Source organism: Sporosarcina trichiuri, assembly GCF_030406775.1.
GTDB classification, from domain to species: domain Bacteria; phylum Bacillota; class Bacilli; order Bacillales_A; family Planococcaceae; genus Sporosarcina; species Sporosarcina trichiuri.
The window spans coordinates 1,334,136-1,356,536 of sequence record NZ_CP129119.1 but is presented as its reverse complement, the minus strand read 5'-3'; the positions used below and the strand labels follow the sequence as shown (position 1 = coordinate 1,356,536).

The following is a 22,401-nucleotide window of genomic DNA, read 5'->3' as shown; positions in this document are numbered from 1 at the left end:
GGTTCTGTGCATGGCTTTTGAGGGATTGGCGGAGCGCCTGCAAGGGACGCTTCAGAAAATTACAGGCAAGGGCAAGATCAGTGAAGCCGACGTCAAGGAAATGATGCGCGAAGTCAGGCTTGCACTGATCGAGGCGGACGTCAACTTGAAAGTCGTCAAGGAGTTCGTCAAGACGGTAAGCGAGCGATCTGTCGGACAGGACGTCATGAAGAGCCTGACACCGGGACAGCAGGTCGTGAAGATCGTCAAAGACGAATTGACGAACTTGATGGGCGAAGAGCAGTCCGGCATCCAGTTCGCACGCAAAGCGCCGACGGTCATCATGATGGTCGGCCTGCAGGGGGCCGGGAAAACGACAACTTCCGGAAAGCTTGCCAACTCGCTGCGGAAACGCAACAACAAGAAACCGCTGCTCGTCGCGGCGGACGTCTACCGTCCGGCAGCCGTCCAGCAGCTGCAGACGATCGGGAAACAGCTCACCATTCCGGTCTTCTCTCTCGGAACGGACGTGTCACCTGTCGAAATCGTCCGGCAGGCGCTTGCAAAGGCGGATGAAGACCATAATGACGTAGTCATCATCGATACGGCGGGACGTCTCCATATCGACGAAGCGCTCATGCAGGAACTGAAAGATATCCGCGAGCTCGCTTCACCGGATGAAACGTTCCTCGTCGTCGATGCCATGACAGGTCAGGATGCCGTCAATGTCGCGAAGAACTTTGATGATACGATCGGCATCACAGGCGTCGCGCTCACCAAACTGGACGGTGATACACGCGGCGGGGCGGCATTGTCCATCCGTTCCGTCACCCAAAAACCGATCAAGTACGTCGGTATGGGTGAGAAGATGGACGCGCTCGAACCATTCCATCCCGAGCGCATGGCATCACGGATCCTCGGCATGGGCGATGTCATGTCGCTCATCGAGAAAGCACAGGAAAACGTCGATGAGGAAAAGGCGCGGGATCTCGAACAGAAACTGCGCACACAGACCTTCACCCTCGATGATTTCCTGGACCAGCTCCAGCAGGTGAAGAAGATGGGGCCGCTCGATGAGATCCTCAAGATGATGCCGGGCTTCAACAAAATAAAAGGGCTCGAGAACGCTCAGGTGGATGAAAGCCAGATGGGGAAAGTCGAAGCGGTCATCTATTCGATGACGACCCAGGAGCGTGCCACGCCTGAAATGATCAATGCGAGCCGCAAGAAACGGATCGCAAAAGGGTCAGGCACGTCGATCCAGGAAGTGAACCGACTGCTGAAGCAATTCGAGGAAATGAAGAAGATGGTGAAGCAGATGACCGGGGCGCAGATGAAGAACAAAAAGAAGATGAAATTCCCCGGCATGGACGCATTTTTCAAATAAACCGGCGCAAATGACAGGTGTTAAGAAAAAACACTTTACAAACACCAAGAAGGTTGATAATATACTATCTTGTGTGAAACTATTCGGAGGTGCAACAAATTATGTCAGTTAAAATTCGTCTAAAACGTATGGGTGCAAAGAAATCACCTTTCTATCGTATCGTAGTTGCCGATTCACGTTCACCGCGTGACGGCCGTCAAATCGAAACAGTCGGAACTTACAACCCGCTCACGAAGCCGGCTGAAGTGAAGATCGACGAAGAAAAAGTACTGCAGTGGATGCAGAACGGCGCAAAGCCGTCCGATACAGTCCGCAACTTGCTTTCTGAGCAGGGCATCATGGAGAAATTCCATAACGCGAAACTCGGTAAGTAATCAGGAGGTGTGCTCATGGAGCAGCTGATCCAGACAATCGTGAAACCGCTGGTCGATCATCCTGAATCGGTGCAGATCGAAAAGGATGAGCAGGACACCCGGATTGCCTACAAACTTTCCGTCCACCCGGAAGACATGGGGAAGATCATAGGAAAGCAGGGCCGTGTCGCAGGCGCGATACGGACAATTGTGACATCAGCTGCAGGCAGCCACCGCGGTAAACGGGTCTATATCGATATCGTTGACTAACACTGTACAAGGGAGGAGCCTCGGTTCCTCCCTTTTTCATACGGCAGAATCACTACGGACAGAAGGAAGGGTCGGCCTATGCAATGGTTTAACGTTGGAGAACTTGTCAATACACACGGCGTCCAGGGGGAAGTGCGGGTCTTGTCACGCACCGACTTTCCCGAGGAACGCTTTGCAGTCGGCAGCGAACTGGCGCTCTTCATGCCGAACGAAACAAAACCTGTTCACCTGAAGATCGCAAGTTCGCGCCGCCACAAAAATTTCTACCTGCTCACGTTCGAAGGCCATTACAACTTGAGCCATGTAGAGAAGTATAAAACCGGTATGCTGAAAATCTCCGAGAAGCAGCTCGGCGAGTTGGAAGACAACGAGTTCTACTATCATGAAATCATAGGCTGCAAGGTCGTCTCCCTGGAAGGGGAGACAATCGGCACAGTCACGGAAATCCTGGAAACGGGTGCGAACGATGTCTGGACAGTGACACCCGAAACAGGCAAACCGCATTACATCCCGTACATCGAAGACATCGTCAAGGAGATCGACGTACCGAACAAGACAATCACGATCGATGTCATGGAAGGTCTCCTGTCATGATGAACGTCCAGGTCCTGTCGCTGTTCCCCGAGATGTTTACCGGGGTGTTCAATTCCTCGATACTGAAAAAAGCCCAGGAAAACGGAGCGGTGCAGCTCGGCGTGACGGATTTCCGGGAGTACTCGGAGAACAAGCATAAGAAGGTCGATGACTATCCATATGGTGGCGGTGCCGGGATGGTGCTGAAACCGGAACCGCTGTTCAATGCGGTGAAAGCGGTGACGAACGGATCTGAAAAGCCGCCGCGGGTCATCCTCATGTGTCCGCAGGGGGAGCGGTTCAGCCAGGCGAAGGCGGAAGAACTTGCAGAAGAAGAGCAGCTCGTATTCATCTGCGGTCATTATGAAGGGTATGATGAACGGATTCGCGAGCATCTTGTGACGGACGAGCTCTCCATCGGCGACTTCGTCCTGACAGGCGGCGAGCTGGCGGCGATGACGATGATCGACAGTATCGTCCGCCTGCTGCCGGGGGTCCTCGGCAACAACGTCTCCTCCGTGGAGGATTCCTTTTCGACGGGACTGCTGGAGCATCCGCAGTATACACGTCCGGCAGATTATGAAGGTCTCCCGGTTCCGGATGTCCTGCTGTCCGGCAACCACGCCGAGATTGACAAATGGCGGATGGAACAATCGCTGAAGAGGACATTCGAGCGGCGGCCGGATCTGCTGGAGACCTATCCGCTGACGCCGGAGCAGCAGAAGATCCTCAGCCGTCTGAAATCCCAGCAGTAACGGTTGCGCAACCGTGGCAGCTGTGCTAACATGATATACGTGCTTCTATGTGAGCACATACTTAACTGATGTTCCGCTGCGGCCAAGCTGGCTGCAAGAGCCTCTAAGGATAGGAGAGAGAATCATGCAACAACTTATTGCAGATATCACGAAAGACCAGCTGAAAAGCGACCTGCCGGCATTCCGTCCGGGAGACACAGTACGTTTGCACGTGAAAATCGTGGAAGGTACACGTGAGCGGATCCAGCTGTTTGAAGGTGTCGTCATCAAGCGCCGCGGAAGCGGAATCAGTGAAACGTTCACAGTCCGTAAAATTTCCAACGGTGTCGGCGTTGAGCGTACATTCCCTGTACACACACCGAAAATCGCAAAACTAGAAGTGACACGCCGCGGTAAAGTACGCCGTGCGAAGCTGTACTACCTTCGCAACCTGCGCGGAAAAGCTGCACGTATCAAAGAACTTCGATAAGCATAAAAAGAAGGAGACCGCTCAGGCGGCCTCCTTTCTTTTTGCCTCAAACCCGGCTGTACTGTTACAATTGGAACAATAGACTGCAGGAGGCGTGGGCATGACTGGGGAGAAACAGAAAAGCGAAACATTTGAATGGATGAAAGCACTTCTGATCGCTTTCGGCATTGCGGCGGTCATCCGGCTGTTCTTGTTCACGCCGATTGTCGTAGACGGCGTCTCCATGATGCCGACACTTAAAGATGGCGACAAGATGATCGTCAACAAGATCAGCTATACGGTCGGAAAGCCTGACCATTTCGATATCGTGGTTTTCCATGCACCCGAACAGAAAGATTACATCAAACGGGTCATCGGCTTACCGGGCGATGAAATCGAGTATGTGGACGATGTTCTCTACATAAACGGAGAAGCCCAAAAGGAACCATATTTGGATACGTACAAAGAGGATCTGGCGGGCGGGACACTGACGGAGGACTTTACGCTGGAAGAGAAGATCCACCGGCAGACAGTGCCTGAAGGGCATGTATTCGTCATGGGGGACAACCGGCGGATGAGCAATGATTCCCGGCATATCGGTGCCATCAGCATCGATCAGATTATAGGCACGACAAAATTCGTTTTCTGGCCGATGAAAGATATCGGACCGGTGGAGTGAAAAGGACGGGATTGGCACATGGCAATACAATGGTTCCCCGGACACATGGCGAAAGCCAGGCGGGAAGTTACCGAGCAGCTGAAATTGGTCGATATCGTGTTCGAACTCGTGGACGCACGGCTTCCGCTGTCATCACGGAATCCGATGATCGACGAAGTCATTCATCAGAAACCGAGATTGCTGATCCTCAATAAGATGGATCTGGCGGATGAACAGGAGACGGCAAGGTGGATCCGCCATTTCGCGGAGCAGGATATCCAGGCGATCGCCATCAATTCGTTTGAAGGCAAGGGCCTGCAGACTGTGACGAAAGCGGCAAAGGACGTCCTCGCTCCGAAGATTGAACGGATGAAGAAACGGGGCATCCGGCCTGGAGCCATCCGTGCGATGATTGTCGGCATCCCGAATGTCGGAAAGTCGACGCTCATCAACCGGCTTGCCAAGAAAAATATCGCCAAGACAGGGAATAAGCCGGGCGTCACGAAAGCCCAGCAGTGGATCAAATACGGAAAAGAGCTGGAGCTCCTCGATACCCCGGGGATCCTCTGGCCGAAGTTCGAAGACCCGGAGACTGGCCTGAAGCTGGCATTGACAGGCGCCATTAAAGATACAATCGTCAATATGGAAGACTTGGCAGTATACGGACTCCGTTTCCTGGCAGACCGCTATCCCGACAGGCTGGAAGAGCGGTATGGGTTCACTACCGCTGAAGAAGACACCCGAGAGCTGTTCGACGCAGTCGGGGCACGCAGGAAAGCCTATACGACAGGCGGGGAAATCGACTATGACAAAGTCGCCGAACTGATCGTCCAGGATGTCAGGAGCGGAAATTTCGGACGACTGACGTTCGACTGGACAACTGAACAGGTGTAACAGCGGCTGAAGCCGGCTCTGACAGCCGGCTTCAGCTTTTTCATATCGAAATCGAAGGATTCCGGCCGATATAAGAAACAAACCATTTCACGTGAAAACAGAGGGTGAGCGAGTGAAGACGATACAGACGATCAAAGAGGAACTGAAAGCGGCATCTGGACCGGCCGACTGGATAACGGAACTGGAGCACGATCAGCGGGCAGGTGTCCAGCAGGCACTGAAAACCTGGCGCAGGTCATATGAAAAGCGCCGTGTCCTGGAGGAGAACCACCGCAGCAAGCAAGAGTTCGATCTGTCGTTCGCACCGTTTCCGGAGGCGCTCGGTGCCGGGACCGACGAAGCGGGCAGGGGCCCGCTTGCCGGGCCTGTGGTCACGGCGGCTGTCATTCTTCCTCAGGAAGCTGATGGACTGATCGGTCTTGACGATTCGAAGAAGATTACCCGGAAACAGCGGGAACATCTCGCTGAAGAGATCAGGCAGACAGCTGTCGCCTGGTCGGTCCATATCCAGTCCGCTGAGCGGATCGATGAAGTGAATATCTACGCCGCGACCCGGGAATCAATGGAACAGTCGATCCAATCCCTTGCTGTAAGACCGGATTATGTGATGGCGGATGCGATGACACTGTCAGCGGACTGCCCGTCCGCCTCCATCATAAAAGGGGATGCACAGAGCCTGGCGATCGCTGCAGCCTCGATACTGGCAAAGACGGAGAGGGACAGGCTGATGGACGAGTTGCACAAAGAGTATCCAATGTATGGGTTCGGAAAACATGCAGGGTACGGAACGCCTGAACATCTGGAGGCCCTCCGGCTGCACGGTCCGTGTCCGTATCACCGAAGGACATTCGAACCGGTCAAATCGATGATTGCCGGAAAGGGGACAGACTGATGAATTATCCATCGATCGGCCAGAATATGCCGCCCAATGCATTGGGTGCAGTGCAGTCCGGCACACAGCTCAAGATGCGCGAAGGGCAAGTATTCCACGGCAAGATCCAGCAGCTGTTTCCCGGCGAAATGGCGGAAGTCCAGATCGGGAGCCAGAAGATGCATGCCAAGCTGGAAGTGCCATTGAAAGCGGGAGACAGCTACTATTTCCAAGTGAAGGCGACCGAGCCAGAACTGCAGCTGAAGATCATCTCGGGACCGCATGGGCAGAAAGAGCCGCAGAGTGCCAAAATCGACAGCCTGCTGGAGACCATGCAGCTGCCGAAGACGCCGCAGATGCGCCAGCTTGCGGAATCATTCATCCAACAGCAGCTCCCTATGACGAAAGAGGCCCTTCTTGCAGGAGAAGCCCTGTTGAAACAGACATCCCCTGCGCAGATGCAGGCAGCCGTCCAGTCGATCGGAAAACTGACGGCCCTGAAACTGCCGGTCACTCCCCAGCTGTTCCAGGCAATGATGGGGGTCGAGACGAAAGAAGGTCTGCATTCTGTCCTCGGCGGCCTGCAGACGGCTCTGGAGGCGGATCCGGCCATCCCGGCGGACGGTAAACAGGAGATCCGGCAGCTTCTCCAGCAGCTGAAGCTGCCGCTGCTGGAAACGAACGGCGCAAGACTGTTTGCATTGACGATCAGGACTGCACTCGACTCGTCCGCGCAGGCAGGCGACCGGTTCCAGGCAGTACAGCTGCTGAAAACGTCAGGAGTGCTGCCGGCGGGTACATCCCTTGCAAATCTTCCTGAAGTTTTGGCGAAGCTGGTTACGCAGGGTTCCGTCGGAGAGTCTGCCGTGAAGCCGGGACAGCAATTCTCCGCGCAAACGGCCCGGAATGCGCCACAGGCAATGCCTGGGTCTGCTGCAGACGTGCAGGCGCCGGCCGCGAAAAGTGACAGCCGGCAGGTCCTTGCCTTGCTGCAGCAGGCGGATGGAGCAGCGAAACTGCCGCAAGCGACCGCGGCCCGGCTGGCCCGTATGCTGGAGCAGTCGGATTTGCCTCCTGCTGTCAAGACGCAGGCTGCCGGCATACTGGCAACCAGTATGCAGACGGACGAGCCGGCAGCGTCCGTTCTGACCAAATTGAGCAGGCTTTTCTTCACGGAATCCACTGACCGTATGCTGCTGCCAGGCTTGCGTCAGACGGAGACGGCGCCTGGCGGGGTGCAGGCGCCATTTCAGGCACCTGATGAGCCGCAGCCCGCTTCTTCGGTACCGACACTCATCCGGGCCGCAGTGGATGCTGCAGGAGGCAGCGGCAGGCTCGCGCAGCTGGTTCTCCAGGCGCAGCAGTCCGACTCACCGGCCATCCAGACATTAGCCGCAGCAGCGGAAGGACGGACGGCAGAGGAACTGACAGGGCACGCAGTGAAGCAGGCGATCCAAACCGTGCTCACGAAACTGGGTGTGAACTACGAGGCCGGACTGGCCACGAAGGAGCCGGATATCCAGCAGATACAGGATTCACTCAAACCCCATTTGGTCGCCCTCCTGCAGAACAGTTCGGCAGGTCCCGCACTGCGTGAAGCGGCAGAGGCTGCCGTCTCCCGCCTGAACGGCCCGCCGCTCCAGTCGGTCGATACAGGGGCCCAGCAGCAGATCATCATGCAGCTGCCACTGACGCTGCAGGGCAGCAGGATCGACGCCACACTCGAGTGGAACGGCCGTCTGAAAGACGATGGAAAAATCGACCCCGATCATGCGCGCGTGCTGTTCTACCTGGATCTTGAGGCACTGAAGAAAACGGTCGTCGATATGCAGGTGCAGAATAAGGTCATCACCCTGACCATCTTCAATGGAGATCCCCGTCTTCAGTCAACCGGGCAGGTCCTGCAGGGGAAATTGGAGGAAGGGCTTGAAGAAGGCGGCTACAAACTGTCTGCGGTCCGCTTCAAACCATTCAGGGAGGAAGACGCCGGGCAGAAAAAACTACATCCATCATCCGGCAGGAACCTGAAAGGAGTGGACTTCCGCATATGAGTGAGAAACCGTATAAACGCCGCGAAGCAGTGGCGCTGTCCTACGTGCCCGAGCAGAACGATGCCCCGAAAGTGACGGCCAAGGGGAAGGGGCAGATCGCCGATAATATCCTCCAGAAGGCGAAGGAGCACGGTGTGCCGATACAGGAAGACCCGTCCCTGGTCGAGCTCCTCGGACAGCTGGATGTGAATGAGACAATTCCTGAACAGCTGTATCAGGCAGTATCCGAAGTGCTCGCCTACGTTTATCGTCTGGATCGGTCGCAGAGCGGAAAGTAAGCGTCGGTTCCTGTCGTAGTACAGAAATTTCGCTAGAGACGAGTACAAATATGGACATAGTATGACAAGTTTACTACAATAGAGTACGCAGTAAAGTACAGCTATCAGTTTGATTGGAGGATATAAGATGAATATCCATGAATATCAAGGGAAGCAGCTCCTCCGTGACTACGGAGTCGCAGCTTCAAAAGGAATTGCAGCGTTCTCCCCGGAAGAGGCAGTAAACGCAGCAAAGGAACTGGGCACTGACGTATTCGTCGTGAAAGCGCAGATCCACGCAGGCGGCCGCGGCAAGGCAGGCGGCGTCAAGATCGCCAAGACTCTTGACGAAGTGCGCGCATATGCGAAAGAACTTCTCGGCAAGACACTGGTGACACACCAGACCGGCCCTGAAGGAAAAGAAGTCAAGCGTCTGCTGATCGAAGAAGGCGCAGACATCCAGAAAGAATATTACATCAGCCTCGTCGTGGACCGTGCGACGGACCGCGTAACGCTGATGGGATCCGAAGAAGGCGGAATGGATATCGAGGAAGTGGCGGAAGCGACTCCTGAAAAGATTTTCCGTGAAGTGATCGATCCGGTTGTCGGCCTGACCGGCTTCCAGGCACGCCGCATGGCTTTCAACATGAACATCCCGACGCACCTTGTGAACAAAGCTGCGAAATTCATGACAGGTCTGTACCAAGTGTTCGTGGAAAAAGATGCATCCATCGTGGAGATCAACCCGCTTGTCGTCACTGGAGACGATAAAGTGCTTGCACTGGACGCGAAGTTCAACTTCGACGACAATGCATTGTTCCGCCACAAGGACATCGTGGAACTTCGCGACTTCGAAGAAGAAGACGCTAAAGAGATCGAAGCATCGAAGTACGACCTCAGCTACATTTCGCTCGACGGAAATATCGGCTGCATGGTCAACGGTGCGGGACTTGCCATGGCTACAATGGATACGATCAACTACTACGGCGGGTCACCCGCGAACTTCCTGGACGTTGGGGGCGGCGCGACTGCTGAAAAAGTCACTGAAGCGTTCAAGATCATCCTTTCCGACGAGCATGTCAAAGGGATCTTCGTCAACATCTTCGGCGGCATCATGAAGTGTGACGTCATCGCGGAAGGTGTCATCACGGCAGCGAAGGAAGTCGGCCTGGAAGTGCCGCTCGTTGTCCGTCTTGAAGGTACCAACGTCGACAGAGGGAAAGCTCTGCTGAACGAGTCCGGACTCAATATTATCGCTGCCGGCTCGATGGCGGACGGCGCACAAAAGATTGTTGAAATCGTAGGCTAAGAAAGGCAGGGACAAACGATGAGTATTTATATCGACAAGAATACAAAAGTGGTCGTGCAGGGTATCACCGGCGGGACTGCGAAATTCCATACCCAGCAAATGCTTGAATACGGCACGAAAATCGTCGCAGGTGTCACACCAGGAAAAGGCGGCACGGAAGTGGACGGCGTTCCTGTATTCAATACGATGGAAGACGCTGTCAAGGAAACAGGCGCCAACGTATCTGTCATCTATGTGCCGGCTCCGTTCGCAGCGGATGCGATCATGGAAGCTGTGGATGCAGAACTGGACATGGCCATCTGCATCACGGAACACATCCCGGTCCTTGACATGGTGAAAGTCGTCCGTTATATGGAAGGCAAGAAAACACGCCTGGTCGGTCCTAACTGCCCGGGTGTCATCACACCGGAAGAGTGCAAGATCGGCATCATGCCGGGCTACATCCATACAAAAGGTCATGTCGGCGTCATTTCACGCTCCGGCACACTGACGTATGAGGCGGTCCACCAGCTTTCCGAAGCAGGCATCGGCCAGACGACCGCTGTCGGTATCGGCGGAGACCCGGTCAACGGCACGAACTTCATCGACGTCCTGAAAGAATTCAACGAAGATGAAGACACATACGCAGTCGTCATGATCGGTGAGATCGGCGGTACGGCAGAGGAAGAAGCAGCCGAGTGGATCAAAGCCAACATGAAGAAACCTGTCGTCGGGTTCATCGGCGGACAGACAGCACCTCCAGGAAAGCGTATGGGCCACGCAGGCGCCATCATTTCCGGCGGTAAGGGTACTGCTGATGAAAAGATCAAAGCGCTCAACAGCGCAGGCGTGGAAGTCGCAGAGACGCCTTCCGTCATCGGTGAAACACTGATCAAAGTCATCAAGGAAAAAGGTCTGTACGAGAAGTGCAAGACCCACTGATCATAGAAGAGAGCAGCGTATCGCCAAGATGCGCTGCCTTTTTCTATAATTGAAAAAGGAGGAACAGCATGAATCTGTCCGAACAGGAAATCGACCTGCTGAAACTGCATTACGCCTGGCCGGCTCCGTATCCGAAACTTCATCGGTATTTGAGTTATCAGACAGGTGACGAAAACTTTACACATTCATCATTGAAACAGCCCGCGGACCTCATTGAGAAACTGACCGGACTTTCCAGGCTCCCCCTCTTGGAACTGCTTCTGCAAAAAGGAATCTTCCCCATTCCCTATACTCATCCTGACTATCCTCCACAACTGAAGCAACTGATCGACCCGCCTGCCGTTCTCTATACAAAAGGCAACCGGAAGTTATTGAAAAAAGAAAATCTCACCGCCATCATCGGCGCCCGGCAAGCAACTTCCTATTCCGTGAAAGCAATGGAACAGATCGTCCCGCCGCTTGTCGCAAACGGCTTTGTCATCGTTTCCGGACTCGCAAAAGGCGCGGACACATTCGCCCATGAAGCGGCCATCCGGTATGGCGGCGAGACGATCGCCGTCCTTGGAAACGGGTTCTTTCATTTATACCCGAAAGAGAACCGGCAGCTTGCCGAGCAGATTGCAGCCCATCATCTTCTGATCACGGAATATCCGCCCTATCATAAGCCGGCTAAATGGACCTTCCCGATGCGCAACCGGATCATCAGCGGATTGTCGAGATCGCTCATCATCACGGAAGCGGCCGAGAAGAGCGGCACGATGAGCACGATCGAGCATGCACTTGAACATGGCAAGGAAGTCTTCGCGGTCCCCGGCCCGATCGATTCGCCGCTTTCACTCGGCCCGAACAGGCTGCTGAACGAAGGCGCGACCGGAATCTGGAACGGTTTTCAGCTCATTGCGACGGTTGTCGAATCGTGACGGAAAAAAACCATTTCACTGAAACAGTTGCTTTTCCAGAAAAACTGTTATACATTTTGCAACAGATATTCTTTTGGATGAATAAATACAAAGAACCTCTGTAAGGGGGACGAAACATAATGGCGGATTACTTGGTAATAGTGGAATCACCCGCGAAAGCGAAAACAATCGAGCGGTACTTAGGAAAGAAATACAAGGTGCGCGCTTCCCTCGGTCACCTGCGCGATCTGCCGCGCAGTCAGATGGGAGTCGACGTTGAAAATAATTATGAGCCGAAGTATATAACGATCCGTGGGAAAGGCCCGATCTTGCAGGACTTGAAAAAAGAAGCGAAAAAAGCGAAAAAGATCTTTCTCGCAGCTGACCCCGACAGAGAGGGGGAAGCGATCGCCTGGCACCTCGCGCACCAGCTCGGTGTGGATGAAGAAACGGACTGCCGTGTCGTCTTCAACGAAATTACGAAAGACGCCATCAAAGATTCGTTCAAGCATCCGCGCCCGATCAATTCAGACCTTGTGGATGCCCAGCAGGCACGGCGCATCCTCGATCGTCTGGTCGGCTATAATATAAGCCCGATACTGTGGAAGAAAGTGAAAAAGGGACTCTCTGCAGGCCGTGTCCAATCCGTGGCCCTCAAACTGATCATCGACCGGGAAGAGGAGATCAAGGTCTTCGAACCGGAAGAATACTGGACGATCGGCGGAGACTTCAGCAAAACGGAAGGTGCGTTCAATGCCTCGTTCTACGGCAAATCAGGCAAGAAAGTGAAGCTCGGCGACAAACAGCAGGTGGACGAAATTCTCGGCCAGCTCGACGGCGACGGGTTCACTGTTACAAAAGTCGTGAAAAAAGAGAGGAAACGGAATCCCGCAGCACCTTTCACGACGTCTTCCCTGCAGCAGGAAGCTGCCCGTAAGCTCAATTTCCGGGCCAAGAAGACAATGATGATCGCCCAGCAGCTCTACGAAGGGATCACTGTCGGCAAAGAAGGGATCGTCGGCCTGATCACCTACATGCGTACCGACTCGACCCGGATTTCGGAAACTGCGCAAGGTGAAGCGAAAGAGCATATCGGGACCATGTACGGGAAGGAGTATCTCCGCAGTACGAAAACAACGGGCAAGCCTGCTGCAGCGAAGACGCAGGATGCCCATGAAGCGGTGCGGCCCACCTCCGTCATGAGGACACCAGATGCGATGAAAGAATTCTTGTCGAAAGACCAGCTGAAACTGTACAAGCTCATCTGGTCCCGTTTTGTCGCGAGCCAGATGGCGCCGGCAGTCCTCGATACAGTGACTGCGGATCTTGTAAACAGCGGCATCCAGTTCAGGGCGACAGGCTCCCAGGTGAAATTCCAAGGCTTCATGAAAGTCTACGTCGAGAGCCAGGACGATAAGGAAGAGGAGAAGGATAACGTCCTTCCGCCACTGGAGGAAGGGGAAACTGTCGAATGTACGAAGATCGATCCGAAACAGCACTTCACGCAGCCGCCGCCCCGTTATTCGGAAGCCCGTCTCGTCAAGACACTGGAAGAGCTCGGCATCGGCCGTCCGTCCACCTACGCGCCGACACTGGATACGATCCAGAGACGCGGATATGTGACGCTTGACGCCAAGCGGTTCGTACCGACCGAACTCGGGGAGATCGTCAACGCGGCGGTGAACCAATACTTTTCGGATATCACCAATGCCGAATTCACGGCAAAAATGGAACAGAGCCTCGACCAGATCGAAGAAGGCGACATCGCCTGGGTGAAAGTGATCGATGACTTCTACAAAGATTTCGAGAAGCACCTCAAGATCGCTGATGAGGAAATGGAAAAAATCGAAATCAAAGACGAGCCTGCCGGCGAAGATTGTGAAAAGTGCGGAGCCCCAATGGTCTTCAAAATGGGACGGTACGGTAAATTCATGGCTTGTTCGAATTTCCCGGACTGCCGCAATACGAAAGCCATCGTCAAGCCGATCGGCGTCACATGTCCCCTATGTAAAAAAGGGGAGGTCGTCGAGCGGAAGAGCAAGAAAAACCGGATTTTCTATGGCTGCGACCGGTACCCGGACTGTGAATATATCTCATGGGATAAGCCGATCTCCAGGCCTTGTCCGAAGTGTGAAAGCACGTTAGTTGAAAAACGATTGAAAAAAGGTCTTCAAATCCAGTGTACGGAATGCGATTATAAAGAGAACCCGCAACAATAATTAAGCAGGAAAGAAGTGGTAACCGTGACACCATCAGTTAATGTAATCGGAGCCGGTCTTGCAGGAAGTGAAGCAGCCTGGCAGATCGCGAACAGAGGCGTCTCTGTCCGCCTGTACGAAATGCGCCCTGTCCAGCAGACACCCGCCCATCATACAGACAAGTTCGCAGAGCTTGTGTGCAGCAATTCCCTGCGTGCCAACTCGCTGACGAATGCAGTCGGCGTCATCAAAGAAGAGATGCGCCGCCTGGACTCCGTCATCATCTCGGCTGCGGACGCATGTTCCGTTCCGGCAGGCGGCGCTCTTGCTGTGGACCGGCATGAATTCTCCCAGCATGTCACCGACAAAGTGAGAAACCATCCGCTGATCGAAGTCGTCAACGAAGAAGTGACAGAGATCCCTGAAGGAATCACCGTCATCGCGACAGGACCTCTGACATCACCGGCACTCGCGGAGAAGGTCCGCCAACTGACCGGGGAGGAATATCTGTACTTCTACGATGCGGCAGCGCCGATCGTCGAGAAGGATTCCATCGATATGGACAAGGTCTATTTGAAATCCCGCTATGACAAAGGGGAAGCCGCTTATCTCAATTGTCCGATGGATGAGGAGGAGTTCGGCCGCTTCTATGACGCACTCGTCAATGCGGAAGTCGCTGAACTGAAGGAATTCGAGAAAGAAGTGTATTTTGAAAGCTGTATGCCCGTGGAAGTGCTCGCTTCCCGGGGAGAGAAGACGCTGCTGTTCGGACCTATGAAACCTGTAGGTCTCGAAGATCCGAAAACAGGGAAGCGCCCGAAAGCGGTTGTGCAGCTGCGTCAGGATGATGCAGCCGGCACGCTCTATAATATTGTCGGATTCCAGACACACATGAAATGGGGTGCACAGAAAGAGGTGCTCCGTCTCATTCCCGGGCTTGAGAATGTGGAGATCGTCCGGTACGGTGTCATGCACCGGAACACATTCATCAATTCCCCGCGTGTTCTCGAACCGACATACCAGCTGCGCGCCAACCCGAATCTGTTCTTTGCCGGACAGATGACAGGCGTCGAAGGGTATGTTGAATCTGCAGGAGCAGGCCTTGTGGCAGGCATGAACGCTGCCCGCCTGGCACTCGGTGAGGAGCTCTGCGTCCTGCCGAAGGAAACTGCGCTCGGCAGTATGGCACGCTATATTACGGAAGCGGACTCGAAGAACTTCCAGCCGATGAATGTCAACTTCGGTCTGTTCCCGGATCTCGGCGAACGGATCCGTTCCAAGGTTGAGCGTGCGGAGAAACATGCTGAACGTGCACTGGCAGCATTGGAGACGTTCAAAGAAACCCACCAGACGGTAAACTGAGGACGATATTGTCCAGAAGAGTCTTGTGTTGGATAATGAGCCGGCCGGCAGAGCAGTCATGCTCTGCTGGCTTCTTTATGGTTGATGCGGCAGGCAATTCGTGAAGAGAATGTGAAGTTTTGTTGACAGTCCATCAAAATATTATTAAGAGGTCTGACGACAGAGCCTCAGATAGTTGATAGAACAGTGGTTCATCATGTATAGTAAACCGTGGATGAATTTGAATTTAACGAGTAATCGGCATTTTCTAACAGTTACAGATGACCGCCAGCCCGCCCTGCAATCCGAGCCATTCATACGGGGGTGCATCCATTGGAACAGCAGACATTGAAACTGCGTGATGATTATATAACGTATATCCGTTTGGAGAAGAACTATTCTGTACACACTGTATCCGAGTATATAACGGATGTGGACGAATTCCTTGAGTTCCTGGCAAGTGAAGGAATTGGCACGATCGAGTCGATCACGTACCAGGAAGCCCGGCTGTATGTGTCCCGGCTGTATGACCGCGGACTGTCCCGCACGACCATCTCCAGAAAAATCTCATCTGTCCGCTCATTCTTCCGGTTCGCGAATTCACGATGCGGAATAGACGACACGGCATTCCGCTTGCTGCATCATCCTAAAAAGGAAGAACGGCTGCCGGCTTTTTTTTATGAAGAAGAACTTGAAAAATTGTTTTCGGTATGTCAAGGCGGGCAGCCGAGGGACGTACGCGATCTAGCATTGCTCGAGCTGCTCTATGCGACGGGGGTGCGCGTCAGTGAGCTGACGTCCATCACCCTGCCCGATGTGGACCTCGATCTGGGTATCGTCCGTGTCATGGGGAAAGGCAGGAAGGAACGGTATATTCCGTTCGGGAGCCTGGCAGCAGAGGCGCTGGAATCATACATAGGAAATGTGCGACCGCGTCTCATGAAAAATGTCCGCCATGATAAGCTGTTCGTCAACTTGCGCGGCGGGGCTCTGACAGCCAGGGGAGTCCGGCATGTCCTTACATCCATAGTGGAGCGTGCTGCAATCCAGACGAAAGTGTATCCGCATATGCTGCGCCATACATTCGCCACCCATTTGCTGTCAGCGGGCGCCGATATGAGGACAGTGCAGGAATTGCTCGGCCACAGCGATCTGTCATCAACGCAGATCTACACGCATACAACGAAAGAGCATTTACGGAGAACCTACATGAATACGCATCCGCGTGCTTAGGAGGAATCTGAATGGAATTTCATGCAACGACAATTTTTGCAATCCGGCATAATGGGGTCTGTGCAATGTCCGGTGACGGACAGGTGACGATGGGAGAGAGCGTCGTCATGAAACATACGGCCAGGAAGGTGAGAAGGCTCTTCAACGGCAATGTCCTTGCAGGGTTTGCCGGATCCGTAGCTGATGCCTTCACACTGTTCGATCTGTTTGAAGACAAATTGACGGAGTACAACGGAAATCTGCAGCGTGCCTCCGTGGAATTGGCGAAACAATGGCGGGGGGATCAGGTCCTCAGGAAACTGGAAGCGATGCTTCTCGTCATGAACAAAGAAAGCCTGCTGCTTGTTTCCGGCACAGGTGAGGTCATTGAGCCTGATGACGGTATCCTCGCCATCGGATCCGGCGGCAACTATGCATTGGCAGCCGGCCGTGCGCTGGCAAAGCATGCAGGCGATACACTCACGGCGGAACAGATTGCCCGGGCAGCCCTTGAAACGGCTGCAGAAATCTGTGTATTCACGAATGATAATATTATCGTGGAGGTGCTCGGCGAATGAAGTCCAAGGAACTGACACCAAAAGAGATGATCACTTTCCTGAACCGTTATATTGTCGGCCAGGAACAAGCGAAAAGAGCGGTCGCGGTCGCCTTACGCAACAGATACCGCAGAAATTTGCTCACGGATGAGGAAAAAAGTGAAATCATACCGAAAAACATATTGATGATCGGACCGACCGGCGTCGGGAAAACCGAAATTGCGCGCCGTATCGCCAAACTGGTCGATGCCCCATTTGTGAAAGTGGAAGCGACGAAGTTCACGGAAGTCGGCTACGTCGGACGGGATGTCGAATCGATGGTCCGCGATCTGGTCGAGACAGGGGTTCGTATCGTCAAGGAACAGCAGAGGGAGAAAGTGAAAGACCAGGCTGCTGAACAGGCAGAAGAACGTCTCGTCGAGCTGCTCGTTCCGGCGAAGAAAAAGAAAGGCCACATGCAGAATCCATTTGAAATGCTCTTCGGCGGCCAGAAGAACGAGCAGGACACGGAAAACCAGGAAGAGGAATCCGAAAGAACGCGGAAACGCAGCGAGATTGCCGCACTTCTGAAAGAAGGTAAGCTCGAGGAAGAGCAGATTACCGTGGATGTGGAATCCCAGCAGCCTTCCATGTTTGACGCTCTCCAGGGATCGGGAATGGAACAGATGGGAACCAGTATGCAGGATGCCTTATCATCCCTTATGCCGAAGAAGACCGTTTCCCGGAACATGAAAGTGAAAGACGCAAGGCGAGTCGTCGAGGCGGAGGAAGCGGATAAGCTGATCGACCATGATGAGATCGCACGGCTTGCAGTGGAGCTGACAGAGCAGTCCGGCATCATCTTCATCGATGAGATGGATAAAATCGCGAGCAAAAGCGGTTCCGGCAATGCAGACGTATCGCGTGAAGGCGTACAGCGCGATATCCTGCCGATCGTCGAAGGATCCACAGTCAATACTAAATATGGTGCTGTCCGGACAGATTATATCCTCTTCATCGGTGCAGGGGCGTTCCATATCGCAAAACCATCCGATATCATCCCGGAACTGCAGGGCCGATTCCCGCTGCGGGTCGAGCTGGATAAGCTGTCGAAAGAGGACTTTGTGCGCATTTTGAAAGAGCCCGATTTCTCACTCATCAGACAGTATGAGAAACTTCTGGCGACAGAGGACGTCCTGTTGGAGTTCACGGACGAGGCGATCGACCGGATTGCGGAAATCGCATTCGAAGTAAATGACAACACGGAAAATATAGGGGCGAGACGGCTGCATACGATCGTCGAGCGTCTGCTGGAAGAATTATCTTTCGAGGCTTCGGATATCGGACCGACCAGCATCCGGATCACACCTGCCTATGTCGATGAAAAATTAGCCGGAATTGTCAAAGACAAAGATCTGTCACATTTCATTCTGTAAATAAGGCAAAATGGTTTATTTAATAATTGAAAACCTTTAGAATATTCATATCAGTCAAGAACCTTGAGGAGGAACCATAAATGACACTGTTAGACAAAACAAGAAAAATCAACGCGATGCTTCAGGAAACTGCCGGGAAGCAGGTCAACTTCAAACAGATGGCCGAACAGCTGAGCGAAGTCATCGACTGCAACGCATTCATCGTAAGCCGGAAAGGGAAGCTGCTCGGCCACGAGATCCATCACCAGATCGAAAACGAGCGCATGAAGCAGATGTTTGAAGACCGTAAGTTCCCTGAAACGTATACGAACAAATTGTTCAATATCCGTGAAACATCACAGAACATCGGCGTGGACAGCGAATATACTGTCTTCCCTGTCGAAAATAAAGACCTGTTCAAGGAAGGCCTGACAACGATCGTGCCGATCATCGGCGGCGGCGACCGTCTCGGGACGCTGATCCTTGCCCGTCTGAGTGAAGAGTTCAAGGAAGATGATCTCATCTTGGCCGAATATGGCGCTACAGTCGTCGGCATGGAAATCCTCCGTGAAAAAGCGGAAGAGATCGAAACGGAAGCCCGCAGCAAAGCGGTTGTCCAGATGGCTATCAACTCACTTTCATACAGTGAGCATGAAGCGATCGAGCATATCTTCAATGAGCTTGATGGCAACGAGGGCCTTTTGGTTGCGTCCAAGATCGCTGACCGTGTCGGTATCACCCGCTCAGTCATTGTAAACGCATTGCGCAAACTTGAAAGTGCCGGCGTGATCGAGTCCCGCTCCCTTGGTATGAAAGGGACATATATCAAAGTGCTGAACAGCAAATTCCTGGAGGAACTCGAAAAACAGAAATCATAATGTAAGGAACACAAAAAAGAGCGGACAGCGAATGCAGCTGTCCGCTCTTTTTCTGTTTTGGAAACCTAGTAAATACAATCACTTCAATTCATTGCAGTCAGTAAGGTTTTGAATACCTAGTAATAATAGTTTATAGAAAGTCATGTACCAAATGACCTGTTTTCGTTCTGAAAATTATAGGGAATATGTGAAGAAGTATAGAAAAGTCCTTTGGATTGTATCGGAATAGCCTAGACAAATTAGTCCATAATCCGATACAATGGGATGTAAATGTTGACTTCTGCTAGATTATGTCGAATTTAATATATTTCTTAATTGCCATTGAAGGAGGAAGCCGAATGGAACTCTATGGAGGTACTGTCTCTTTACTCGAGAAAGGGCTGAATTTCTCGGCGGACAGGTCGAAAGCGATCGCTCAGAACGTGGCGAATGCCGACACACCGAATTATAAGGCGAAAACTGTCAATTTCAAAAGTTACCTGAACGAAGCGAAGACAGCGCAGCTGGAAGCTTATCGCACAGACAAGCGGCATCTGCCGTTCTCTCCATCTTCTGACGGTTCACCGGTCCGCACCTATGCGAATTTCCGGTTCAACCAGAATGGAAACGGCGTGGACATGGATAAGGAACAGGCGGATCTTGCAGCCAACCAGATCTATTACAATGCGCTCGTCGACCGGATGGGCAGCAAATTCAATTCACTGAACACTGTCATTAAAGGAGGCCGCTGATCATGTCGATTTTTCACGGACTCAATACGACAGCTTCTGCACTCACTGCCCAGCGCCTGCGGATGGATGTCATTTCATCGAACATGGCGAATATCGATACGACACGCGGCAAGCTGGTTGACGGTGAGTGGCAGCCATACGCCCGGAAATCCGTCTCACTCCAGCCGAGGGAGGGCCAGTTCTCGAACTTCCTTAACATCGCCATGGGAACGCGTGACAGAGGTGCCATCGGCAGTGGTGTCGCCGTCTCGAAGATTGTTGAAGATACCGAGACGCCTTTCAAACAAGTATTCGATCCGTCCCATCCCGACGCGGATGCGAACGGGTATGTGTCCATGCCGAATGTGGATCCGCTCCGCGAGACGATCGATATGATGTCCGCGACGCGTTCCTATGAAGCGAATATCACCGTCTTGAATTCGAACAAGGCGATGCTCATGAAAGCACTGGAAATCGGAAAATAACAGCAGGAAGCAGGGTGAGACCATATGGCAATCCATTCGATCATGTCCATGGGTCCGGCAATGATGCCGGCCCAGGCAAAAGCGGCACCGACAACATTCGAATCGCAGCAGAAGTTCGGTGCCTATCTGAAAGATGCAATCCAAGAGGTGAACAGTGCACAAGTCCAGTCCGATATGATGACCGAGAAATTGGTCAGGGGCGAGGACGTCGACCTGCACAATGTCATGATCACTGCACAGAAAGCTTCGATTGCACTGAGCGCAACAATGGAAGTGCGCAACAAAGTGGTCGAAGCCTACCAGGAAATCATGAGGATGCCTGTGTAACTAAACTAAAGCGTTGTTCCAGTTAAGCAGTACGGAGAACGCCTGCCGACCGGAGGATCAGAATGAAAGATAGATTTGCAAAGATCATAACTGATATGAAAACGTTCTGGTCAAACCGGACCAAAAACCAGAAAATCCTGTACATCAGTACAGCGGCGGCCATCATCATCGGTGCCGCCCTGCTGACGTTCTTCCTGTCGCGCACAACATACGTGCCGCTGTATAAGGATCTGTCCCGTTCCGATATAGGACGCATCAAAGAGGAATTGGATGCCCAGGCGGTGCCGAACCGGATAGCGCCAGGCGGTACATCGATACTCGTGCCCGAAGAGCGCGTGGATGATATGCTCGTCGCAATCGAATCACAGGGGCTGGCGGACTCAGGGAGAATCGATTATTCGTTTTTCTCGGAAAACGCCGGGTTCGGAACGACCGACAATGAATTTAATATGATCAAGCTTGCAACCATGCAGAACGAGCTTGCTAAGCTGATCACTGGTATCGAAGGTGTGAAAGACGCCAAAGTGATGATCACGCTGCCGACCCAGGGAGTCTTCGTCAACGAAGATACACAGGCCGCGACAGCATCTGTCGTTTTGAAGACAGAGCCGGGCCAGCAGTTCACGGATGCGCAGATCAACGGACTTTATAACCTTATCTCAAAAAGCATCCCGAACCTTGCTCCGGAAGATATCGTAGTCATGAACCAGTATTTCGAATACTATGACCTGAATCATGAGAAGAACCAATTCGGTTCAAACGTTGCGGATCAGATATCCATCAAGAAATCGATCGAACGCGATTTGCAGCGGCAGGTCCAGATGATGCTCGGTTCGATGATGGGACAGGACAAAGTGGTCGTCTCGGTGACAACGGACATCGACTTCATGCAGGAGAAGCGGGAAGAAAACCTTGTTACGCCAGTCGATGAAGAGAGCATGGAAGGCATCGCCCTCAGTGTTCAGCGCATCACCGAAACCTTCACCGGCGACGGCGCGGTGCCGGGAGGCGTTCCGGAAGGTGAAGATCCTACCGACAACCGGACGACCGTCGTGGAAGGCACGACGGCCAATGGCGATTATGAACGTATTGAAGAGACGATCAACAACGAAGTGAACCGGATCCGGAAAGACATCGTTGAAAGTCCATATAAGATACGGGACATCGGACTTCAGGTAATGGTGGAACCTCCTGTTGCGGATGATCCGGGCTCACTTGACCCGGGTGTCCAGCAGGATATCGAGCGGATACTGGAAACCATCGTCCGGACATCGATCGACAAAGTGTCCGCCGGTGAATTGACTGAGGAACAGCTTGGTGAAAAAATTGCGGTTTCCATCCAGCCGATCCGGGGCAAGCATGCGGACTTCGCTGAAAAAGAAACTGTCATCCCTTGGTGGGTGTATGTGATCGGCGGTCTGCTCGTTGTCGTGATTGTCGTCCTCATCGTCCTGTTCATGCGCAAACGACGCAGGGACGCGGAGCTTGCCGAAGAGGAGGCCCGTGCGCTGGAAGAACAGCTCCAGGCCATCGAAGTGAGCGATATCAACGACGAAGTGGAGACCGAAGCGACGATGCGCAGAAAACAGCTTGAAAAGATGGCGAAAGAAAAACCGGAAGAATTTGCGAAGCTGCTCCGTACATGGATAGCAGAGGACTAAGGAGAGGTCAGTC

At 53.1% G+C, this 22,401-nt stretch carries 24 protein-coding genes; all 24 read left to right on the top strand.

From position 1 onward, the window contains the following. The first annotated feature begins 10 nt into the window (after window positions 1–10). The 24 genes from ffh to fliF all read left to right on the top strand — a co-directional run bounded on the left by ffh (window position 11) and on the right by fliF (window position 22,388). Entirely contained in the window at window positions 11–1,366 is a 1,356-nt protein-coding gene (gene ffh / locus QWT68_RS07195; RefSeq protein ID WP_040286885.1) for a signal recognition particle protein, read from the top strand. A 101-nt stretch (window positions 1,367–1,467) separates the two neighbouring features. Next, window positions 1,468–1,740, top strand: a complete 273-nt coding sequence (gene rpsP / locus QWT68_RS07190) for a 30S ribosomal protein S16 (protein WP_040286884.1) — start codon at window positions 1,468–1,470, stop codon at window positions 1,738–1,740. A 15-nt stretch (window positions 1,741–1,755) separates the two neighbouring features. Further along, window positions 1,756–1,989, top strand: a complete 234-nt coding sequence (locus tag QWT68_RS07185; protein WP_290150321.1) for a KH domain-containing protein — start codon at window positions 1,756–1,758, stop codon at window positions 1,987–1,989. A 78-nt stretch (window positions 1,990–2,067) separates the two neighbouring features. Next, entirely contained in the window at window positions 2,068–2,583 is a 516-nt protein-coding gene (rimM, locus tag QWT68_RS07180) for a ribosome maturation factor RimM (RefSeq protein WP_290150320.1), read from the top strand. Beyond that, window positions 2,583–3,317: a tRNA (guanosine(37)-N1)-methyltransferase TrmD gene (trmD, locus tag QWT68_RS07175; RefSeq protein WP_040287283.1), complete on the top strand. Its 735-nt coding sequence runs from the start codon at window positions 2,583–2,585 to the stop codon at window positions 3,315–3,317. The genes rimM and trmD overlap by 1 nt, the downstream gene beginning before the upstream one ends. Before the next feature lie 124 nt (window positions 3,318–3,441). Further along, entirely contained in the window at window positions 3,442–3,786 is a 345-nt protein-coding gene (rplS, locus tag QWT68_RS07170; protein ID WP_040286881.1) for a 50S ribosomal protein L19, read from the top strand. 100 nt (window positions 3,787–3,886) lie between these two features. Further along, window positions 3,887–4,444 carry a signal peptidase I gene (lepB, locus tag QWT68_RS07165; RefSeq protein WP_040286880.1) on the top strand — a complete coding sequence of 186 codons (558 nt, stop codon included), beginning with the start codon at window positions 3,887–3,889 and terminating at the stop codon, window positions 4,442–4,444. An 18-nt stretch (window positions 4,445–4,462) separates the two neighbouring features. Beyond that, window positions 4,463–5,317, top strand: a complete 855-nt coding sequence (gene ylqF, locus QWT68_RS07160) for a ribosome biogenesis GTPase YlqF (RefSeq protein ID WP_290150319.1) — start codon at window positions 4,463–4,465, stop codon at window positions 5,315–5,317. A 112-nt stretch (window positions 5,318–5,429) separates the two neighbouring features. Then, complete coding sequence (gene rnhB, locus QWT68_RS07155; RefSeq protein ID WP_040286878.1) at window positions 5,430–6,209, top strand: ribonuclease HII; 780 nt, start codon at window positions 5,430–5,432, stop codon at window positions 6,207–6,209. Beyond that, complete coding sequence (locus QWT68_RS07150; RefSeq protein WP_290150318.1) at window positions 6,209–8,239, top strand: hypothetical protein; 2,031 nt, start codon at window positions 6,209–6,211, stop codon at window positions 8,237–8,239. Before rnhB ends, QWT68_RS07150 begins: the two co-directional genes overlap by 1 nt. Further along, entirely contained in the window at window positions 8,236–8,517 is a 282-nt protein-coding gene (locus tag QWT68_RS07145; RefSeq protein WP_040286876.1) for an EscU/YscU/HrcU family type III secretion system export apparatus switch protein, read from the top strand. Before QWT68_RS07150 ends, QWT68_RS07145 begins: the two co-directional genes overlap by 4 nt. Window positions 8,518–8,644: 127 nt before the next feature. Further along, window positions 8,645–9,805: an ADP-forming succinate--CoA ligase subunit beta gene (gene sucC, locus QWT68_RS07140; RefSeq protein ID WP_040286875.1), complete on the top strand. Its 1,161-nt coding sequence runs from the start codon at window positions 8,645–8,647 to the stop codon at window positions 9,803–9,805. Between the two features lie 18 nt (window positions 9,806–9,823). Further along, the gene (gene sucD, locus QWT68_RS07135) at window positions 9,824–10,726 is read left to right on the top strand and encodes a succinate--CoA ligase subunit alpha (RefSeq protein ID WP_040286874.1); all 903 of its coding nucleotides are present in this window, start codon (window positions 9,824–9,826) and stop codon (window positions 10,724–10,726) included. 68 nt (window positions 10,727–10,794) lie between these two features. Beyond that, window positions 10,795–11,646, top strand: coding sequence for a DNA-processing protein DprA (dprA, locus tag QWT68_RS07130; protein ID WP_040286873.1), 852 nt, complete (start codon window positions 10,795–10,797; stop codon window positions 11,644–11,646). A gap of 119 nt (window positions 11,647–11,765) precedes the next feature. Further along, entirely contained in the window at window positions 11,766–13,844 is a 2,079-nt protein-coding gene (gene topA, locus QWT68_RS07125; protein ID WP_290150317.1) for a type I DNA topoisomerase, read from the top strand. Between the two features lie 24 nt (window positions 13,845–13,868). Next, window positions 13,869–15,185 carry an FADH(2)-oxidizing methylenetetrahydrofolate--tRNA-(uracil(54)-C(5))-methyltransferase TrmFO gene (gene trmFO, locus QWT68_RS07120; RefSeq protein WP_040286871.1) on the top strand — a complete coding sequence of 439 codons (1,317 nt, stop codon included), beginning with the start codon at window positions 13,869–13,871 and terminating at the stop codon, window positions 15,183–15,185. 312 nt (window positions 15,186–15,497) lie between these two features. Further along, window positions 15,498–16,397, top strand: a complete 900-nt coding sequence (gene xerC, locus QWT68_RS07115) for a tyrosine recombinase XerC (protein ID WP_290150316.1) — start codon at window positions 15,498–15,500, stop codon at window positions 16,395–16,397. Between the two features lie 11 nt (window positions 16,398–16,408). Beyond that, on the top strand, window positions 16,409–16,954 hold the full coding sequence (gene hslV, locus QWT68_RS07110) for an ATP-dependent protease subunit HslV (protein ID WP_040286870.1): 546 nt from the start codon (window positions 16,409–16,411) through the stop codon (window positions 16,952–16,954). Next, window positions 16,951–18,348 (top strand): ATP-dependent protease ATPase subunit HslU, encoded by a 1,398-nt coding sequence (gene hslU / locus QWT68_RS07105; protein ID WP_290150315.1) that lies wholly within the window; start codon window positions 16,951–16,953, stop codon window positions 18,346–18,348. The genes hslV and hslU overlap by 4 nt, the downstream gene beginning before the upstream one ends. Window positions 18,349–18,428: 80 nt before the next feature. Then, entirely contained in the window at window positions 18,429–19,205 is a 777-nt protein-coding gene (gene codY, locus QWT68_RS07100) for a GTP-sensing pleiotropic transcriptional regulator CodY (RefSeq protein ID WP_040286868.1), read from the top strand. A 338-nt stretch (window positions 19,206–19,543) separates the two neighbouring features. After that, window positions 19,544–19,936 (top strand): flagellar basal body rod protein FlgB, encoded by a 393-nt coding sequence (gene flgB / locus QWT68_RS07095; protein WP_290150314.1) that lies wholly within the window; start codon window positions 19,544–19,546, stop codon window positions 19,934–19,936. Between the two features lie 2 nt (window positions 19,937–19,938). Then, the gene (flgC, locus tag QWT68_RS07090; protein ID WP_290150313.1) at window positions 19,939–20,400 is read left to right on the top strand and encodes a flagellar basal body rod protein FlgC; all 462 of its coding nucleotides are present in this window, start codon (window positions 19,939–19,941) and stop codon (window positions 20,398–20,400) included. A 24-nt stretch (window positions 20,401–20,424) separates the two neighbouring features. Next, window positions 20,425–20,727, top strand: a complete 303-nt coding sequence (fliE, locus tag QWT68_RS07085; protein ID WP_431312216.1) for a flagellar hook-basal body complex protein FliE — start codon at window positions 20,425–20,427, stop codon at window positions 20,725–20,727. A 62-nt stretch (window positions 20,728–20,789) separates the two neighbouring features. Beyond that, on the top strand, window positions 20,790–22,388 hold the full coding sequence (gene fliF, locus QWT68_RS07080) for a flagellar basal-body MS-ring/collar protein FliF (protein ID WP_290150312.1): 1,599 nt from the start codon (window positions 20,790–20,792) through the stop codon (window positions 22,386–22,388). Window positions 22,389–22,401: the final 13 nt, after the last annotated feature.

Coding starts and splice junctions, on each gene's coding strand:
- hslV (WP_040286870.1), top strand. CDS start 16,409: ATGGAATTTCATGCAACGACAATTTTTGCAATCCGGCATAATGGGGTC.
- QWT68_RS07185 (WP_290150321.1), top strand. CDS start 1,756: ATGGAGCAGCTGATCCAGACAATCGTGAAACCGCTGGTCGATCATCCT.
- fliF (WP_290150312.1), top strand. CDS start 20,790: ATGAAAGATAGATTTGCAAAGATCATAACTGATATGAAAACGTTCTGG.
- rplS (WP_040286881.1), top strand. CDS start 3,442: ATGCAACAACTTATTGCAGATATCACGAAAGACCAGCTGAAAAGCGAC.
- trmD (WP_040287283.1), top strand. CDS start 2,583: ATGAACGTCCAGGTCCTGTCGCTGTTCCCCGAGATGTTTACCGGGGTG.
- dprA (WP_040286873.1), top strand. CDS start 10,795: ATGAATCTGTCCGAACAGGAAATCGACCTGCTGAAACTGCATTACGCC.
- fliE (WP_431312216.1), top strand. CDS start 20,425: ATGGCAATCCATTCGATCATGTCCATGGGTCCGGCAATGATGCCGGCC.
- rimM (WP_290150320.1), top strand. CDS start 2,068: ATGCAATGGTTTAACGTTGGAGAACTTGTCAATACACACGGCGTCCAG.
- flgC (WP_290150313.1), top strand. CDS start 19,939: ATGTCGATTTTTCACGGACTCAATACGACAGCTTCTGCACTCACTGCC.
- QWT68_RS07150 (WP_290150318.1), top strand. CDS start 6,209: ATGAATTATCCATCGATCGGCCAGAATATGCCGCCCAATGCATTGGGT.
- flgB (WP_290150314.1), top strand. CDS start 19,544: ATGGAACTCTATGGAGGTACTGTCTCTTTACTCGAGAAAGGGCTGAAT.
- lepB (WP_040286880.1), top strand. CDS start 3,887: ATGACTGGGGAGAAACAGAAAAGCGAAACATTTGAATGGATGAAAGCA.
- ffh (WP_040286885.1), top strand. CDS start 11: ATGGCTTTTGAGGGATTGGCGGAGCGCCTGCAAGGGACGCTTCAGAAA.
- hslU (WP_290150315.1), top strand. CDS start 16,951: ATGAAGTCCAAGGAACTGACACCAAAAGAGATGATCACTTTCCTGAAC.
- QWT68_RS07145 (WP_040286876.1), top strand. CDS start 8,236: ATGAGTGAGAAACCGTATAAACGCCGCGAAGCAGTGGCGCTGTCCTAC.
- rpsP (WP_040286884.1), top strand. CDS start 1,468: ATGTCAGTTAAAATTCGTCTAAAACGTATGGGTGCAAAGAAATCACCT.
- ylqF (WP_290150319.1), top strand. CDS start 4,463: ATGGCAATACAATGGTTCCCCGGACACATGGCGAAAGCCAGGCGGGAA.
- topA (WP_290150317.1), top strand. CDS start 11,766: ATGGCGGATTACTTGGTAATAGTGGAATCACCCGCGAAAGCGAAAACA.
- sucC (WP_040286875.1), top strand. CDS start 8,645: ATGAATATCCATGAATATCAAGGGAAGCAGCTCCTCCGTGACTACGGA.
- sucD (WP_040286874.1), top strand. CDS start 9,824: ATGAGTATTTATATCGACAAGAATACAAAAGTGGTCGTGCAGGGTATC.
- codY (WP_040286868.1), top strand. CDS start 18,429: ATGACACTGTTAGACAAAACAAGAAAAATCAACGCGATGCTTCAGGAA.